Raw genomic sequence first — 15,148 nt, forward strand, 5'->3', positions numbered from 1 at the left:
GCCCGTTTTAGACGAACCACATTTTGCGGGATATGTTGCCGTTCATCATCTCTTGCGTCGGGTCAGATTCCCATCCATCCAGCTGGTTGCTGACGCCTTCGACAAAGTCGTTGAACATCGGGCAGATCAGGCCGCCTTCGTTGCGTACCATTTGACCCATCTGGCTATAGATGGCTTTGCGTTTCTCAGGGTCGAGTTCCGCTTTTGCTGCAAACAATAAGTCGTCAAACGCCTGAACCTTAAACCTCGTGTCATTCCAGTCTGCGGTCGACAGATATGCAGTCGAGTACATCTGGTCCTGAACCGGGCGGCCGCCCCAATAAGACGCACAGAAGGGTTGAACGTTCCAAACCTCGGACCAGTAGCCATCATTGGGCTCACGCTTGATTTCAAGCGGAATTCCAGCCTGTGCAGCAGTCTGCTGGAAAAGGGCAGCAGCATCTACAGCACCTGGGAACGCACCATCGGCAACGCGCAAAATAATCGGAGAGCCATCATGTCCAGATTTCTTATAGTGCTCTGCAGCCTTTTCAACGCTGAACTCGCGCTGTTCGATGGTTTCATCAAACAATGGATAGGCTGAATTGATTGGCATATCATTCCCGATCGAGCCATAGCCGCGCAGAACTTTGTCAACCAATTCCGCGCGGTTGATGGCGTACTTCAGTGCGGTGCGCAGTTCATTGTTATCAAACGGAGCCGTGTCGCAATGCATGATGAAGACATAGTGACCGCGACCAGCGGTTGAATGCACCGTCAGGTTAGGCGCACGGCCCAACAGGTCGGCAACTTTGGGTTCAACGCGGTTGACGGCGTGGACCTGTCCGGACTGCAGTGCAGCGGTCCGTGCCGTCGCATCGTTGATCACAACAACTTCTACGCTGTCAAAATTGCCGAAATCGCTGTTCCAGTGGTTTTCGTTCTTGGTGAACAAGTGGCGGACGCCGGGTTCGTCCACTTCTAGTTTGTACGGGCCGGTGCCGATACCTGCCGCAGGATTATCCATGCCGCCATCGGGCTGAATGATGAGGTGATAGTCGGCCATCAGATACGGCAGGTCGGCGTTCGGCTCGGTCAGTGTGACCTGGAAATTGTCTCCATCGGCCTTCATCGACTCGATGCCTTTCATGATGCCCAAGGCACCTGATTTGGAATCCTCGTTCGAGTGGCGCTGCATAGTTTTCAGCACGTCTTCGCTGGTCATGGTCTTGCCGTTGTGGAACTCGACCCCTTGACGCAGCTTGAACGTCCAAACTTTGGCGTCTGCACTTCCTTCGACGCTTTCAGCAAGGCGCGGTTCGATGGTTCCGTCGGGCGCCACTTCGACCAGTTGGTCGCCGAACTGCTTGCCGTTCTGGAACGGGACTGAGCTTGCGTAGGTTGCCGGATCAAGTGAGTTGGTTGATTCACCACCCTGCAAACCGAATTTCAGATCGCCGCCCTTTTTCGGACCAGCGGCACGTGCGGCATCGGCAAACATAGTGCTTGCCATTGCGGCCGAGACACCCAGTGCCGCTGCTTTACCCATGAATTCACGGCGGGTCAGCTTTCCAGCTGTGACCTGCTTTGACATGTGAGTGAGTTGTTCGTTCATCCAGATTTCTCCCAGTTGATAGGATGTTCAGCCCGTTGGTGGGCTTTTTATTGACGCATGAGTCAACTTAGGTGCAATTCAGGGCAGCGGGCAAGTGCAAATCTCTTGAAATAATGGGGAGGTTCCGCCTTTGATCGCGCCAGATGATCTTGTTATGAGCCTTTGGAAATCCAAAACCCCTTATTCCTAACTACTTACTCTGACCTGAACAAATTATCCGATAGTTGCCTGGTCAGTTTTGCATGAACTTTCGTTCCACAGATCAAACGCCATTCCGGACTTTAAGTGATTCTATCGGGTGGGTTTTTCGGATGGGTGGGGTCAGGGTCCCGGATCAGTTTTTTATTGCAACAATCAGATCCATTACGTTTGTTCCTGTGGGTCCCGTGACCAACAGCGCCCCCGCCTTGTCGAGGAAACTGCCGCTATCTGCATTGTCCAGATACGCTTGCGCCTTATCAGACCAAGTGTCGCCGGTAACGATGGCGCCTGCTGCATCTGTTGGCCCGTCGGTGCCATCTGTTCCTCCGACGATGACGGTCAAATCAGATTGCCCTGCGATTTCGCGCGCGAGTGCTAGAGCAAGGGCCTGATTGCGCCCACCGCGCCCTGGCGCATCAGGTAGGACCACGGTTGGTTCGCCGCCAAATACCATGGCGCCCTTGGGCATATTCCGCAGCCGATCTCCTAATTTAGCTGCAACCGAGAGATAGTCATCGTGCATCGCTTCTTCGTTGTCGAGGACCTTGATGCCTGAGTTCTCGGCCGCAAATGCTGCGGCGTCACGCGCGTGTGCATTTGATGCGATTATAGCGGTGTGGGCAGAAAACTCCGGTTTTTCGGGCAATGATCCGATACCGGAGCCAATAACGCCCAGATCATCACCCGGGACGTCGGAGATCGCCAGAACGATCACGCTTTTCCCCGAGAATGCCGACAACAAACCGCCACCCTTGATCCGGGACAGCTTGCGCCGTTCCGTGTTCATTGCACCGATGTCGAGACCTTCACTCAGCAGTCTTTGGTTGAGGGCCTCAAGATCATCCAATGTCGTACCGGCCACGAGGTCCTCGGCAAGCGAAGAAGCCCCTCCCGAAACTAGCAGAAGCAGTTTGCTGTCGGGTTTCATCGCCTCAACCGTTTCGCGCAATGCCTGCCCACCCTTCAGACTGCGGGCATCGGGAACCGGGTGTGCAGCTTCAATCACCACAATATGCTCAGGCAGGTCGTGGCCATGGCCATCCTTGGTAACCACCAGAGTGGGCACTGGGCCAAACCGTTCGACGGCCGCACGGGCCATGGCCCCTGCGGCTTTTCCAACGGCCAATATCTGATCTGGGGCTTCGATCGCCCGAGTGGCCTCCAGTGTTGCGTGATATCCATCAACCGCCGCCACACCTGCGCGCCAAATGTCCTGTGCCTGTTGCGAACTCTGCATCAGCTTTCCATCCAAATTGTGACTGGTCCGTCATTGACCAACTCTACCGCCATGTCAGCTCCGAACGCACCTGTCTCAACCGGAACGCCCCGCGATGAAAGGTTGTGTACAAACGCCTCGTAAAGGTGTTCGCCCTCAGCCGCCGAGGCGGCCCCGGAAAACCCAGGCCTGTTTCCACGCGACGTGTCAGCTGCCAAGGTGAACTGGCTAACCACCAGGGCCGAGCCCTCAATATCCAATATCGAACGGTTCATCTTTCCCGCGTCGTCCTTGAAGATACGGAGCTTTGCGATCTTTTCAGCCAATTGATCAGTTTGCGCCTCTCTATCCCCTTGCATCGCACAAACCAGAATCATCAATCCGGGCCCCGATCGCCCGATCACTGTTCCATCGACTTTGACCGAGGCACTGGAAATTCTTTGAAGTAAGGCGCGCATCTGCAGGTCCTGTATTTTATTGCTATTCGTGCCAATCGATCACTTCATCCAGCGCGGCACGTTCCGTTCTGAACGCGTTCGCCGGGTGATCCATATCCGCATATCCGAACGAAATCGCGCACAGAATCAAGCGATCTTCTGATATCCCGAAGTAACGGTGAAGAAATGCGCCATGGGCCGCTACCGCTGCCTGCGGGATACAAGCCACACCAAGGGCCTGCGCCGCCAGTGAAAATGCGGTCACGAAGCCACCACAATCCATCGCGCCGTAAGGGCCCAGTTCAGCCGGGCTGGACAGTATGGCGCAATGCGGGGCGCCGAACAGAGCGTAGTTCTCCATCATCTGTTGCGCCGAAGCCCTGCGATCACCTTTTTCGATACCAACCGCTTTGTAGAGGGCCCAGCCACAGGCGCGACGGCGCTCTTGATAAACACCGGAATAGCCGGTTGGAAAGGGTAGGTCCGGAGCAGGCGCAACGTGCGAAGCTTCGTGTTGCAACGCGTCCCGAAACTGGTCTGTCTCGGCCCCGCTGGTGATCACGATCTGCCAGGGTTGCGCGTTGCACCAGCTTGGAACACGCGCAGCACTGGCGACGATCTCTTCAATCTGTTCGCGCGGCACCAGGTCCGTGCGAAAGGCACGGCAAGAAAAACGATCGGCCAAGAGCGCGTTCAGAGCGTCAAGGTGCAATTCAACATCTCCTTTCAGGCATGCCGAGGAGTAGGTTCCATGAGCGTGCTCTGCTTATCAGCTTTATTGCTGTCCAGTTGCCACCAGATACCCGACGCCGGCCGCAACGAGAAGGCCCAGAACCACGGCGATCGTTATCTTGATTGCGGACCAGGGACGCTCACCCTGAACGCGGCCAGTCCGGCCATTGACCACAAAACGATAGGTCTGGCCGCGGTATTTGTAGGCCGCCATCCAAACCGGCAAGAGGATGTGTTTGAATGTGACATCTCGCACTTCGGTGTCGACAGCGTGAATGCGCTGACGATCGCCTCCGATATCAAACCGCACGTCACGCTCGATCACCCGTGCCATATGTGCGCGGGCCTCTTGATAACCTTCTCGCAGTTCGACCGTGTAAGCCTCGGCGCGGAAACCGGCCAGATATTCCGGCTGATACGGTTCAAGCGCAGGCAAGTCCCATGGTTCCAGCGCGTCCGTATAGGATTTGGGCAGCGATTGAGACGCCAAAACCAGAACATCGTCAAAGAACCGTGCGACCCGTCCGGATTTTGGAGTCCAGCGTACTTTGGGAACCTGTTGCTGCACGCGCTTTCCATCGCGCATCACAGTGCGAGTTTCGTAATACACCACACCGCGTTCCCCACGATAACTCGACTTGGTATCAGCGTCGAAGGTCCAATACGGGACATAAATGCCCTGCATCTTGCGTCCCTTTCGGGCGTATTCCTTCAACCCGTTGGGTGCAAACCACAGTCGGCCCAGCCAATCCCCCATTGCCTTGTGGGCCGAGCGTTCATCCAGTGCAAAGGGCAACACTCCGCGGGGTTTGATATGGCGGCTAACGCCTGTATCGGTCACTACCGGAGTGGCACAGAACGGGCACTCCGCAGCATGGGTGTTCGGATCAAACTCAACCTGAGCCGCGCAGTTCGGACAGGTCAGAACACGGGTTTCTTCAATCTCGCTGTCAGGCAAGCGATCCGCGATGGCGGCGTCGAAATCCAGCTCTCGCAGACTTGCACCACCCCATGGGCCAGCACCGATCGTTCTGGTGTTGCCACAATGATCGCAAGTCAGCGTTCCGTCACCGGGATTGAACCGATAATCCGCCCCGCATTGGTCGCAGGGGAAACGGTGTTCGTCTTTCGCCATGACAGAACCTCGAAATCAGGTTACCAAATGTCAGATCACGCGCCCGGAGGCGGCGGAGGCAGGATCGTGAACAGCTGTGCCAGTTCCTGCACGTCGCCTGCCTTCTTCCAACCGTCCTGTCCGGCGGTCCAAACGTGGGTCTCGCGCGTTATCTCACCATCGGTCGCCATTCGGCCCATCTTGGCCTTGGAAAACGGCCCGCTGGTCTGACCATCCACTGCGATATGCCATACATGCTCGACGGGCGGAGGGGGCGGGGGTGCCGCAGGCGCCGAGGCCTGCGGGGCAGCGGGGGCGGAACCGCCCCAAGGGCCGCTTGGTTGACCCGCTGCCATGTTCGACATCTGCTGTGCCATCGCCATACCCATTCCCATGCCAAGACCGGCGCCCATGCCGCCGCCCTGACCGGGATTGTTGGCCGCTGCGGTCATCGCTTCAGCTGCGGAATACTGCGTGAACTTGCCCAGATCGCCCGCCAACCCCATCGATGTGCGCTTGTCCAGCGCGGCCTCGACCGCTGGTGGCAGCGAGATGTTCTCGATGTAGAACTCGGGCATGCTCAAACCATACCCGTCCAGCACCGGCGACACCTCGGCGGCAATCAGTTTGCCCAGATCGGCAGTGTTCGCCGCCATATCGAGAACTGGAATGCCCGAGCCTGCGATGACGCGGCTGAATTCCTGCACGATGATGTTTCTGATCTGAAAGCTGATCTCGTCCATGGTGAATTCACCATCGGTGCCTACGATCTCTACTAGGAATTTCGCCGGGTCCTTGACCCGCACTGTATAGGTGCCGAAGGCCCGGATGCGTGTTGGTCCAAACTCGGGATCGCGCAGCATGATCGGGTTCTTGGTGCCCCATTTCAGGTCATTGAACCGGGTCGTGTTAACGAAGTAAATTTCAGACTTGAACGGAGACTGAAAGCCGTGATCCCAATGCTGCAGCGTCGTCATGATCGGCATGTTGTTTGTCTCAAGCATGTAGAGACCTGGGGTGAAGACATCCGCCAACTGCCCCTCATGCACAAAGACCGCCGCTTGACCTTCGCGCACGGTCAGCTTGGCGCCGTATTTGATCTCGTGTCCTTCACGCTCGAACCGCCAGACCATGGTGTCGCGCGTATCGTCGACCCAGTGGATGACATCTATGAATTCACCGGTCAGAAAATCAAAAATTCCCATTGGATTTCTCCTGTCTTCGGGGTCAGAGCGACTGCCCCATCAATTCGCGTGCAATGATACGGACCACTGGCCGCGCTTCGTCAGCTGTCATGCCAGGCTTGAGGCGCGGGTCGTATAGAATGGTTAGTAGTTTTTCATCATGGCTTGTGAGCAGGGCGAACTCGTCGTCATCGTTGAAGATTGATGGCCGGGCAGACGGGCTGTCATTCGGCAGCCCCAATCCCTGAGCGATCTCTTCGTGGACGCAACTCAGGCGCACCAGATCGGGATGTTCCGCCCGGATCAAGGCAACAGCCCGGGTATATGTCTGTGGCGCGCTGTTCGACGCCGAAGCGAATACAAAGCAATAGAAAGAGCGTGGCAGTTTGTCGAAGAGGTCAAGTTGTGCCTGCCCTATGCCCGGGATCAGTTGTCGCAGCCGGGCTTGCACATAAGCGGTATCATCTTCACCCGCCACGAATACGTGGAAATTTGCATTCCGGGTGGTGGTTGAGACCGGGTGTCCAGTGAGCCGCGACAAGCGGTTGGCGTAGGCGTCAATTCGGGCGGTCTCTTGCTGGCGGACTTCAGGTGCAACCGATGGACCAAACTCGGGCTTTATGCGAACCGGCGAAGACCAGCGACTAAGCTGTCGGCTGGTGCGACTGCTGCCGCTGGCAACGGCTTGCCCCGGATATTCATTATAAAACGCTATGGTCTCAAAGTTCCGAGCCAGATCATCGGCATCATAGGGCGTATCAGGGCCACCGCCATCGGTTCTCAGCAACCCGCGCGTCAGCAAGTTGTTTTGTACGCTTTCATAGTATCGCGCGAGATCAAGGCTCGCTGGTGAGGGCGCTTGATATGCATTGCTCAGGCCTTGCGGCTGGGCAGGTTGAGGTTCAGGAGCGATCGTCGTCGTCAATGTCTCATCGCAGCCAGCAAATGCCAGCAGCGACAAGCCCAATACTGCAATCTTAGCGCGATGAAATGGCCGCACGCCCGCTGTTTCCATTATCCGGGAACAGCCGTTCCGGCATTGTCGCCGATCCCGTCCTGTCGCGCCTTGGCCGAGGCGAGCGTATCGCGCAATTCGGCCTCCATCTTCTTCAGTTCTTCCTCGGCTGCGGCGCGTTTGGCCTTGCCTTCGTCTGCAATGGCGAGGCTTTCGTTGATGGTACCGATCAGGTCTGCATTGGCTTGTTTGACGGCTTCGATATCGAAGACGCCACGCTCCATCTCTTCGCGGATCATTTTGTTGGATTCGCGCAAGTTGGCGGCGTTCGAGGTCAGCAATTCATTGGTCAGATCATTGGCATCACGTACGGCAGCGGCGGCCTCGGCACTGCGCTGTATGGTGACAGCTTGTGCCAGCTGGGTTTCCCAGAGCGGTACTGTGTTGACGAGGGTCGAGTTGATCTTGGTCACCAGCGACTTGTCATTTTCCTGCACCAGACGGATGGAGGGCAGCGATTGCATCGTCACCTGACGGGTAAGCTTCAGGTCGTGGACCCGGCGTTCCAGATCATCGCGCGCGGCACGCAAGTCGCGCAATTCCTGCGCTTTCATCACCTGTTGGTCTTCGGGCGCGGCCTGAACCTCGGCCTCTTTTTCAGGAATGTCGTGGCTGTCCAGCTCGGTCAGCTTCTCCTCTCCCGCTGCGATGTACAGTGCAAGTTCGTCGTAGAACTCCAGCGTTTTTTCGTACAGCAGATCCAAAGACTTGATATCTTTCAGCAGTGTATGCTCATGCCCCAGAAGATCATCAGTGATCCGGTCGATCTGGCTTTGAACGTCTTCATACTGCGCTGTGAACTTGGCAAAGGGTGCAGCGCGGCCCAGCAGTTTTTCCCACCAACTGCGTTCGCGACGCACATCCAGTTCGCTGACTGAAAACCCCCGGATCGTTGTTACGATGTTGCGAAGGCTGTCGCCCGCCGGGCCCACATCCTTATTGCGTACATCGGCCAGCATGGCCTGACTGATCTCTTGCAATTCCGCCTGTGCGGATGATCCGAACGAGACGATCGAGTTTGTGTCGCCCATATCGATCTCACCCATCCGCTTACGGATTTCGGCGCCCACCGGTTCGTCGGCCTCTTCCAGCGGGACAATCTCGGCCTGCGGCTCGGGGAGGGCGACGGCGGTGACTTCCTGCACCAGCGTTTCAGCCTCGACTGCCTTGTTCTTGATCTCATCGGACATGGGGTAATCCTCGCTTACATAAAAGCCGGTCAGTCCAACCGGACGCCTTCGCGCTGCAACCGGTCGCGCAGCACATCAATTTCAACCGTCAGATCACTGCGGTCATCCAATAGCATCTTTCGCGTCCGCGCCGCGAAATTCTGTTCAAGATCGTCCAGCAGGGCCGAGTAATCCGCCAGCGCCTGCGCATCGCGGGTACGGGCATAGACGTCCGAAAACTTCACCGTCGCATCGCGTGCTCCTTGCAAATAAACCGTCAGGTATTTCCGGGCACCGGCCAGATCGCGCGGGTCTTCCTCGACCGTGCGAAACAGGTCGCGGGCTGTATCCTGAAAGCGCTCGACCCGTGCTTCGATCCGGCGGTCACCAGCGCGTTTGATTGCATCGGTCATTTGGGCCAGATGGGTTTCGGCGTCCTCGACCACGCGTGCGACACGGTCCTGCTGGAAGGTGTCGACACCCTCCATTCCTTTGTCCTTCATTGGGTCGAGGCCGAAGGAAACCGAATGTAGAACCGTTGCAGCGGCGCCAAACAGGATGGGGGCCAGCAGGCTTACCTGTGATGCTGTTTCGGCGTCCAGAAATTCGGTCCGGTATGAGGCTAGCGCCGCCCCCAAACCGGTCAGAACGCTGGAAAATATCTTGCGGGGAAACGCAGGTCTGCGTGCGGTGCGGCGGGCGTTGTAAGCGGATTCGGCCCTTAAACCTTCGCGCAGCAGAAACGCGGCAGCGGTCAGTAGCCCTGCCGCAACCAGGCCGATGGTCATTCCGATCGCGCCATCGTTCAGAGACAGAAACACCAGTGGTATCGCCGGGACAAACAGGATGTTCGCGCGTGCACCTGCCGGTTCGACACGGGCACCATCGAATTGGCCACGCGATGGCTGATCCTGCGAGGAAACATCGCCTTCTGGGCTGAATTTGCCGCCGTACCGTTTGGCCATTTCGCTACAGGCCCCCCAACAGACCGGTGCAGACGCCGAACAACAACACCAACAGGGCCGCATAGGCCAATTTTTGTAATCCGGTCCCGGACATAGCGCCCCCCAACTGTGACCATCAGGGAAAATTTAGGCGATACGAGGGCTTGGCGCTAGGGGGAAGGTTGAATAACCCGCGTCACTTGCGAGGTTTCTTGCCGATTGCTGGTCTTTTGCGCTGCGGTCGAGCAGGGCGTTTGGCCGGGGGTATTCCGCTATCCTCAGCATCCAGCCCCAGTTGGTCGCGCATGACACGGCGGCGGATTTCTTCAACCTCGCCGGGTTTCAGGTTGCCCAGTTGGAATGGGCCGTAAGAAACCCGCAAAAGCCTGTTCACCACATAACCGATATCTTCGATAGCGCGGCGGATTTCGCGATTCTTGCCTTCGCGCAGGCCGATGGTCAGCCAAGCGTTCGCGCCCTGTTGACGGTCCAGTGTCGCGGTCATGGGCTGAAACCGTTCACCATCGATTACCAGGCCTTTGCGCAGCGGTTCGAAATCCTCGTCTTTGGGGCGTCCATTTACCCTCACCCGGTATTTGCGCAGCCATCCAGTTGAGGGCAGTTCCAGCTTGCGCTTGATGCCGCCATCATTAGTCAGCAGTAGCAATCCTTCCGAGTTCAGATCGAGTCGCCCGACGCTCATGACCCGGGGCATATCCTCGGGCAGGTCGTCAAAAATCGTCTTGCGGCCTTTTTCGTCACGCGCCGTCGTCACCAGTCCAGGTGGCTTGTGATAGAGCCACAGGCGTGATGGCTCGGGCTCGGATACTGGTTTACCATCGACGGTAATCCTGTCCTTGGCGGTTACGTTCAGCGCAGGGCTGTTGATCGCCTTGCCATTCACGGTCACACGTCCGGCTTCGATCATGCGTTCAGCTTCGCGGCGCGAGGCGACACCGGCGCGGGCCAGCACTTTGGCGATCCGGTCGCCGGGAGGAGGGGTATTGGTCATCCTCCGGCCATAACCCATCCCGGCGGCTTGCGAAAGACGGGTTTCTGAGGCAGTCAGAGGCATGAAGTTCAGATCCCACATGAAACAGGCGCTGGAACAGGCACAGGCGGCAGCAGACCGAGGTGAAGTGCCTGTCGGCGCGGTGATCGTCGCGCCCGACGGGCAGGTGGTGGCCGCAGATGGGAACCGCACCCGCGAGTTGAATGACCCCACTGCCCATGCTGAGATTCTGGCTCTGCGCGCCGCATGTGCCGCGGCCGGGTCCGAGCGTTTACCCGATCATGACCTTTACGTAACCCTTGAGCCTTGTGCCATGTGCGCCGCAGCGCTGGCCGCAGCACGCATCCGGCGCATCTACTACGGCGCTTCCGATCCGAAATCTGGCGGTGTCGCGCATGGCGCGCGCGTGTTTTCACACCCACAGACCCACCATCGACCCGAGGTCTATGACGGCATTGCCGCCGAAGAGGCTGCCGCGCTGCTGAAACGCTTCTTCGCGGCGCAGCGCGGTTAAGTTTTTACGACCATTTCACGTGGGATATCAGCCAGGGGCTTGCCCCCATCTGACGTCACCACAAAGCTTTCGGTAATCGCCAGTCCCCAGTCTGGGGTCCAGAGGCCGGGCATTAGGTGAAAGGTCATATTCTCTTGCAATTCCGTCGTGTCACCGGGTCGCAGGCTCATGGTGCGCTCGCCCCAGTCGGGCGGATAGCTGAGCCCGATGGGATAGCCGGTGCGGTTGGCTTTGACATACCCCGCGCGGGCGAAACTGTCATAGACACAAGCCGCGACCTCCTCGCAGGTGATGCCAGGGCGTGCGGCGGTCATTGTGTCGTCGATAGCGGTTAGAACGGCGGCTTCGGCCCGGCGGATATCATCCGGGGGATCACCCAGAAACAGGCTGCGACTAGCGGGGCAGTGATAGCGTCGATAGCAGCCGGAGATTTCGAAATAGGTCGCCTCATCCCGCGCCAGTGGTCGGTCGTTCCAAGTAATGTGCGAGGCAGAAGCCTCACGACCGGAGGGTGCAATCGGCACGATAGCAGGGTAATCTCCGGCTAGGCCGGGCAGTCCGGCGATGCCTGCCGCCTGCACTTCGGCGACAAGTTGGTTTTTGGGCAATCCTTCGCGATATGCGTCACGCAGAACTCCGTGCATATGTGCAGTCAGCTGACCCGCCTTGCGCATCATTGCGATCTCGGCATCGCTTTTGACAGCACGCTGCCAGTTCACAAGCCCTGTGGCATCAATCAATGCACCGAAGGCCTGTTCGAGGATGCGGTGGCTGGTGGCTGAGTAATAATAGTTATCCATCTCCACGCCGATACCAGAGGTCCAGCCGCGATCCCGCAATGCCAACACAAGGGCGTCGACCGGGTGGTGGTCCGGGTGTTGCACATGCTCTTCAGGCCAATCCAGCAGGTCCATCTGGTCCAACCAGGTGGTCTGCGCAGCCCCCGCTTGGTCCTGCGTTCTGCCCCACCAAAGAGGCGATCCGCTGGCGGGCAGGATGACCATCTGCGGTACGTAAAAGCTCCAACCGTCATAACCGGTGAGCCACGCCATGTTCGATGGGTCCGTGATCAACAAGGTCTCGATACCCTGTTGATCCATCGCAGAACGGGTCTTGTGAATGCGGTCAGCGTATTCCTGCGCGCTGAAATCCGACGCGGGCATTAGAGAGAAATCGCCTGCATGACCTCGGGCTCGATTACATCGACACCGGGTAACCCGTCAGCCAATTCCTGAGCCGATTGCGCGAGAATCGGAAAGGTCTTGTAATGGCACGGGATCACTGTCTTGAAATTGAAATACCGCTTGGCAGCATAGGCAGTGCCCTTCATGTCCATGGTAAAGTGGCCGCCTGCCGAAAGGATGCCGATATCGGGTTTGTAATAATCACCCATCCACTCCATGTCGGCCATAATGTCGGTATCGCCAGAGAAATAGAGCATACGGTCCTCGGACGCGATCATATAGCCGACCTCGGTTCCACCCGTGCGAAGACCATCAGGCGTCGAGAAGGTCGAGCTGTGCGAGGCAGGCACCATCGTTAATTTGACACCGTTTAAGTCAACAGTGCCACCTTTGTTGAATCCGACCGTTTCAATACCTTCAGCCTCGGCCCAGTAGCCCATCAGGTCGTATTGCCCGACCACGGGCACGTTTAGATGTTTGGCCAGCGGCAGCACATCGACGACATGATCGAAATGAGTATGAGTCAGCAGGATATGCGTCGCGCCCGCAACGGCTGCGTCATGCTGATCTTCGCGCAAAGACGGGTTGCCCGTCAGCCAGGGATCGATCAATAGAACTTGTCCTGCTGTTTCGATGCGAAAGCTGCCATGTCCCAGCCAAATGATATCCATAGAGAATCCTCCCATTTTCTGCTTGGAGTTAGCCTAGCATCGGCTATGTAAAAATCTATGGATTGGACGCAGTATGTTGATGGATATTGTGAGCGGCTCTCGCCCGCGTATTGGGCCGAGCCGATAAACGCGATTACCAATGCGGCCTTTCTTATTGCTGCATTTGTGATGTGGCAAAGGGCGCGCGGGCAGGGCGCACCGTTGGCGATGGCTTTGGTTGTCATATTGGCGATGATCGGAATTGGCAGCTATCTGTTCCATACCCATGCGCAGGTTTGGGCGGCGATCTTGGATGTGACGCCAATTCTGCTGTACATCCTCGTCTACATCTACGCGGTGAATCGCGATGTCTGGCGGCTGAGCAACAGATACGCGCTGGGTTTGACCGCGATGTTCTTTCCGTACGTGGCGCTGACGATCCCGCTATTCCAGTTGGTGCCTGGCCTTGGTGGCTCGGCGGCATACGCCCCAGTTCCTCTATTGATTCTGATTTATGCGGTCCTGTTGCGCCGGAAAGCCCCGGACACTGCGCGTGGGCTGACAATAGGAGCAACTGTCCTGATCACCTCGATCACCTTTCGATCACTGGACACTCCAATTTGCGGGTATCTGCCAACGGGGACGCATTTTATATGGCACATTCTGAATGCAGTTATGTTGGGCTGGATGATTGAGGTTTATCTGCGGGCGATCCGAAATCCACCTGCCGGAGCTGCGGTGGCTGCAGGATCAGGACATTGATCAGAACCACCTAAGCATCATCCTGATTGGTTAGTCCCTGAACGCAGCAGCCAAAGCCTCCGGCAGATCAAATTCAGCCAATACGCGCGCGCGGCCTTCGGCTGACATCTTGAAAGCCGTTTTTTCAACAATACGCTGGATTTTTTCGGCGGAGTGCTTGGCGGCAAAAGGTTCAAAGTACCATTTCAGAAAAACGAAACAGATCACGTCCTCAAGCGCCTGTACTTCGGCATTGCGCTTGATCCCCTGTTTGCGCAGCATTTGCCCGACGGCTTCTATATCGTCCGCACTATATTCAGCCTGTTCCATGAATCCTTGCACAACGTCAGCGTGATATACGCCTTGCGCCTTCCTCCAGGCCAGATACCCTGCACGTCCTTCGGGGTATTCAGTGCGCTTTAGCTTCCAGCGTTCGACATGCTGACCACGTGCGGCGATCTGTAAAGCATCCGACGCATCGGGAAATAGCCGATCCAGCTCTGCGCTCATGCGTTGGCCATAAAGCAGCTCGACCGGCTGGCCGTCCTCCATATTAGGGTCTTGCGCATTTGCTGCGTCAATTGCGTCCAGAACGGTTTGCTTGCGTGTGCTCATTCTCTGCTCCGTTAGCTCGCCTGCACTGCACCTGACGGGTGGTTCGGCGTTTGGTCCAAGACCATGCTAACGAGTTGTTGGAATGGGTGCAGCAGTCAATTGCAAAAAGCGCCGGATCGGGAGGGGGCGTACCGATCCGGCGCGCAGGTCAGGGTTATTTGCCTGCCTGGGTGTGGTCCCTCGTCACGGGCTCCGAAACAGGCGCGGGGAAGCTAAGGTTTCGGGTCAGATTGTTCATATCGATACCCAAAGCCAGGGCGGGCGAGGTCAGAACCAGAGCGGACAATATGAAGGCGGGAAGAAGGGTTTTCATGAGGTGTCTCCGATTTCTCGTTGCGTCACGATATTGAGGTGAACTGTTCGGTTCATTTTTTCAATGGCAAAACTGAACTAACCGGTTTACTTATTTGCATATCAGTCATTCAAATATGCATGGCAGCTGGCGATATTGGGTTTGAATCCCCGTCTGCCGCCTGTCGCTCTTGCGAGTGTTGCGGCAGGCAGGTAAACGCCCCCTAACGTAGATGAGGGTTTCCGATGTCGATTGACCAAAGCACCGCCGCCAAGGTGGCCAAACTGGCCCGGATCAAGGTCGAGGATGATGCGCTGCCTGCGCTGGCGTCCGAGTTCAACAATATCCTCGGGTTTATCGAGCAACTAAACGAAGTGGATGTCGAAGGCGTCGAGCCGATGGTCTCGGTTGAGCCGATGCGCCTGAAGCGTCGTCAGGACGTGGTCACCGATGGAAACCAGCAGGACAAAGTCCTATCCAACGCCCCCGATGCGCGCGAAGGGTTCTTCGCTGTTCCAAAAGTTGTGGAGTAAG

17 protein-coding genes are annotated in these 15,148 nt (G+C 57.2%); 3 read left to right on the forward strand and 14 right to left on the reverse strand.

The window, feature by feature from the left end:
* Nucleotides 1-7 precede the first annotated feature (7 nt).
* The 10 genes from ACR0KC_RS13180 to ACR0KC_RS13225 all read right to left on the reverse strand — a co-directional run bounded on the left by ACR0KC_RS13180 (nucleotide 8) and on the right by ACR0KC_RS13225 (nucleotide 10,681).
* Nucleotides 8-1,594, reverse strand: a complete 1,587-nt coding sequence (locus ACR0KC_RS13180; protein WP_170392257.1) for an ABC transporter substrate-binding protein — start codon at nucleotides 1,592-1,594, stop codon at nucleotides 8-10.
* Between the two features lie 334 nt (nucleotides 1,595-1,928).
* The gene (locus tag ACR0KC_RS13185) at nucleotides 1,929-3,032 is read right to left on the reverse strand and encodes a glycerate kinase type-2 family protein (RefSeq protein ID WP_480771940.1); all 1,104 of its coding nucleotides are present in this window, start codon (nucleotides 3,030-3,032) and stop codon (nucleotides 1,929-1,931) included.
* Nucleotides 3,032-3,469: a D-aminoacyl-tRNA deacylase gene (gene dtd / locus ACR0KC_RS13190; RefSeq protein ID WP_480771941.1), complete on the reverse strand. Its 438-nt coding sequence runs from the start codon at nucleotides 3,467-3,469 to the stop codon at nucleotides 3,032-3,034. The genes ACR0KC_RS13185 and dtd overlap by 1 nt, the downstream gene beginning before the upstream one ends.
* Before the next feature lie 22 nt (nucleotides 3,470-3,491).
* On the reverse strand, nucleotides 3,492-4,160 hold the full coding sequence (locus tag ACR0KC_RS13195) for a nitroreductase (RefSeq protein ID WP_480771942.1): 669 nt from the start codon (nucleotides 4,158-4,160) through the stop codon (nucleotides 3,492-3,494).
* A 63-nt stretch (nucleotides 4,161-4,223) separates the two neighbouring features.
* Nucleotides 4,224-5,315 carry a TFIIB-type zinc finger domain-containing protein gene (locus tag ACR0KC_RS13200; protein WP_170392249.1) on the reverse strand — a complete coding sequence of 364 codons (1,092 nt, stop codon included), beginning with the start codon at nucleotides 5,313-5,315 and terminating at the stop codon, nucleotides 4,224-4,226.
* 35 nt (nucleotides 5,316-5,350) lie between these two features.
* Entirely contained in the window at nucleotides 5,351-6,499 is a 1,149-nt protein-coding gene (locus ACR0KC_RS13205) for an SPFH domain-containing protein (RefSeq protein ID WP_170563990.1), read from the reverse strand.
* A 22-nt stretch (nucleotides 6,500-6,521) separates the two neighbouring features.
* A complete protein-coding gene (locus ACR0KC_RS13210) occupies nucleotides 6,522-7,493 on the reverse strand; it encodes a DUF2927 domain-containing protein (RefSeq protein ID WP_480567273.1) in 972 nt (323 codons plus the stop codon).
* Nucleotides 7,493-8,683: a toxic anion resistance protein gene (locus ACR0KC_RS13215; RefSeq protein WP_170392243.1), complete on the reverse strand. Its 1,191-nt coding sequence runs from the start codon at nucleotides 8,681-8,683 to the stop codon at nucleotides 7,493-7,495. Before ACR0KC_RS13215 ends, ACR0KC_RS13210 begins: the two co-directional genes overlap by 1 nt.
* Nucleotides 8,684-8,712: 29 nt before the next feature.
* Complete coding sequence (locus ACR0KC_RS13220) at nucleotides 8,713-9,627, reverse strand: 5-bromo-4-chloroindolyl phosphate hydrolysis family protein (RefSeq protein WP_170801942.1); 915 nt, start codon at nucleotides 9,625-9,627, stop codon at nucleotides 8,713-8,715.
* A 175-nt stretch (nucleotides 9,628-9,802) separates the two neighbouring features.
* The gene (locus tag ACR0KC_RS13225; RefSeq protein ID WP_480771943.1) at nucleotides 9,803-10,681 is read right to left on the reverse strand and encodes a pseudouridine synthase; all 879 of its coding nucleotides are present in this window, start codon (nucleotides 10,679-10,681) and stop codon (nucleotides 9,803-9,805) included.
* Between ACR0KC_RS13225 and ACR0KC_RS13230 the strand changes: the two genes are divergently transcribed.
* On the forward strand, nucleotides 10,680-11,132 hold the full coding sequence (locus ACR0KC_RS13230; protein WP_480706801.1) for a nucleoside deaminase: 453 nt from the start codon (nucleotides 10,680-10,682) through the stop codon (nucleotides 11,130-11,132). The genes ACR0KC_RS13225 and ACR0KC_RS13230 overlap by 2 nt on opposite strands.
* Here ACR0KC_RS13230 and ACR0KC_RS13235 read toward each other — a convergent pair.
* Together ACR0KC_RS13235 and ACR0KC_RS13240 are read right to left on the reverse strand one after the other, a co-directional pair.
* A complete protein-coding gene (locus ACR0KC_RS13235; protein ID WP_480771944.1) occupies nucleotides 11,129-12,295 on the reverse strand; it encodes a M24 family metallopeptidase in 1,167 nt (388 codons plus the stop codon). The two genes, ACR0KC_RS13230 and ACR0KC_RS13235, sit on opposite strands and share 4 nt — an antisense overlap.
* Entirely contained in the window at nucleotides 12,295-12,987 is a 693-nt protein-coding gene (locus ACR0KC_RS13240; protein WP_480706797.1) for a metal-dependent hydrolase, read from the reverse strand. The genes ACR0KC_RS13235 and ACR0KC_RS13240 overlap by 1 nt, the downstream gene beginning before the upstream one ends.
* 57 nt (nucleotides 12,988-13,044) lie before the next feature.
* Here ACR0KC_RS13240 and ACR0KC_RS13245 point away from each other — a divergent pair, with 57 nt between their 5' ends.
* Complete coding sequence (locus ACR0KC_RS13245) at nucleotides 13,045-13,728, forward strand: ceramidase domain-containing protein (protein ID WP_170563970.1); 684 nt, start codon at nucleotides 13,045-13,047, stop codon at nucleotides 13,726-13,728.
* Nucleotides 13,729-13,758: 30 nt separating this feature from the next.
* On the opposite strand, the gene ACR0KC_RS13250 is transcribed toward ACR0KC_RS13245, so the two are convergent.
* Complete coding sequence (locus ACR0KC_RS13250; protein WP_170401613.1) at nucleotides 13,759-14,322, reverse strand: DUF4202 domain-containing protein; 564 nt, start codon at nucleotides 14,320-14,322, stop codon at nucleotides 13,759-13,761.
* Between the two features lie 154 nt (nucleotides 14,323-14,476).
* Nucleotides 14,477-14,635 (reverse strand): hypothetical protein, encoded by a 159-nt coding sequence (locus tag ACR0KC_RS13255; protein WP_170401611.1) that lies wholly within the window; start codon nucleotides 14,633-14,635, stop codon nucleotides 14,477-14,479.
* A 224-nt stretch (nucleotides 14,636-14,859) separates the two neighbouring features.
* On the opposite strand from ACR0KC_RS13255, the gene gatC reads away from it, so the two are divergent.
* Entirely contained in the window at nucleotides 14,860-15,147 is a 288-nt protein-coding gene (gene gatC, locus ACR0KC_RS13260) for an Asp-tRNA(Asn)/Glu-tRNA(Gln) amidotransferase subunit GatC (RefSeq protein WP_170392224.1), read from the forward strand.
* The last annotated feature ends 1 nt before the right edge of the window (nucleotide 15,148 follow it).

This window comes from Ruegeria sp. CF3, from assembly GCF_056537365.1.

Bases quoted from the DNA above. Each gene is read 5' to 3' on its own strand.
- ACR0KC_RS13180 (WP_170392257.1), bottom strand. From the start codon at position 1,594: ATGAACGAACAACTCACTCACATGTCAAAGCAGGTCACAGCTGGAAAG.
- ACR0KC_RS13185 (WP_480771940.1), bottom strand. From the start codon at position 3,032: ATGCAGAGTTCGCAACAGGCACAGGACATTTGGCGCGCAGGTGTGGCG.
- dtd (WP_480771941.1), bottom strand. From the start codon at position 3,469: ATGCGCGCCTTACTTCAAAGAATTTCCAGTGCCTCGGTCAAAGTCGAT.
- ACR0KC_RS13200 (WP_170392249.1), bottom strand. From the start codon at position 5,315: ATGGCGAAAGACGAACACCGTTTCCCCTGCGACCAATGCGGGGCGGAT.
- ACR0KC_RS13205 (WP_170563990.1), bottom strand. From the start codon at position 6,499: ATGGGAATTTTTGATTTTCTGACCGGTGAATTCATAGATGTCATCCAC.
- ACR0KC_RS13210 (WP_480567273.1), bottom strand. From the start codon at position 7,493: ATGGAAACAGCGGGCGTGCGGCCATTTCATCGCGCTAAGATTGCAGTA.
- ACR0KC_RS13215 (WP_170392243.1), bottom strand. From the start codon at position 8,683: ATGTCCGATGAGATCAAGAACAAGGCAGTCGAGGCTGAAACGCTGGTG.
- ACR0KC_RS13220 (WP_170801942.1), bottom strand. From the start codon at position 9,627: ATGGCCAAACGGTACGGCGGCAAATTCAGCCCAGAAGGCGATGTTTCC.
- ACR0KC_RS13230 (WP_480706801.1), top strand. From the start codon at position 10,680: ATGAAGTTCAGATCCCACATGAAACAGGCGCTGGAACAGGCACAGGCG.
- ACR0KC_RS13225 (WP_480771943.1), bottom strand. From the start codon at position 10,681: ATGCCTCTGACTGCCTCAGAAACCCGTCTTTCGCAAGCCGCCGGGATG.
- ACR0KC_RS13235 (WP_480771944.1), bottom strand. From the start codon at position 12,295: ATGCCCGCGTCGGATTTCAGCGCGCAGGAATACGCTGACCGCATTCAC.
- ACR0KC_RS13240 (WP_480706797.1), bottom strand. From the start codon at position 12,987: ATGGATATCATTTGGCTGGGACATGGCAGCTTTCGCATCGAAACAGCA.
- ACR0KC_RS13245 (WP_170563970.1), top strand. From the start codon at position 13,045: ATGGATTGGACGCAGTATGTTGATGGATATTGTGAGCGGCTCTCGCCC.
- ACR0KC_RS13250 (WP_170401613.1), bottom strand. From the start codon at position 14,322: ATGAGCACACGCAAGCAAACCGTTCTGGACGCAATTGACGCAGCAAAT.
- ACR0KC_RS13255 (WP_170401611.1), bottom strand. From the start codon at position 14,635: ATGAAAACCCTTCTTCCCGCCTTCATATTGTCCGCTCTGGTTCTGACC.
- gatC (WP_170392224.1), top strand. From the start codon at position 14,860: ATGTCGATTGACCAAAGCACCGCCGCCAAGGTGGCCAAACTGGCCCGG.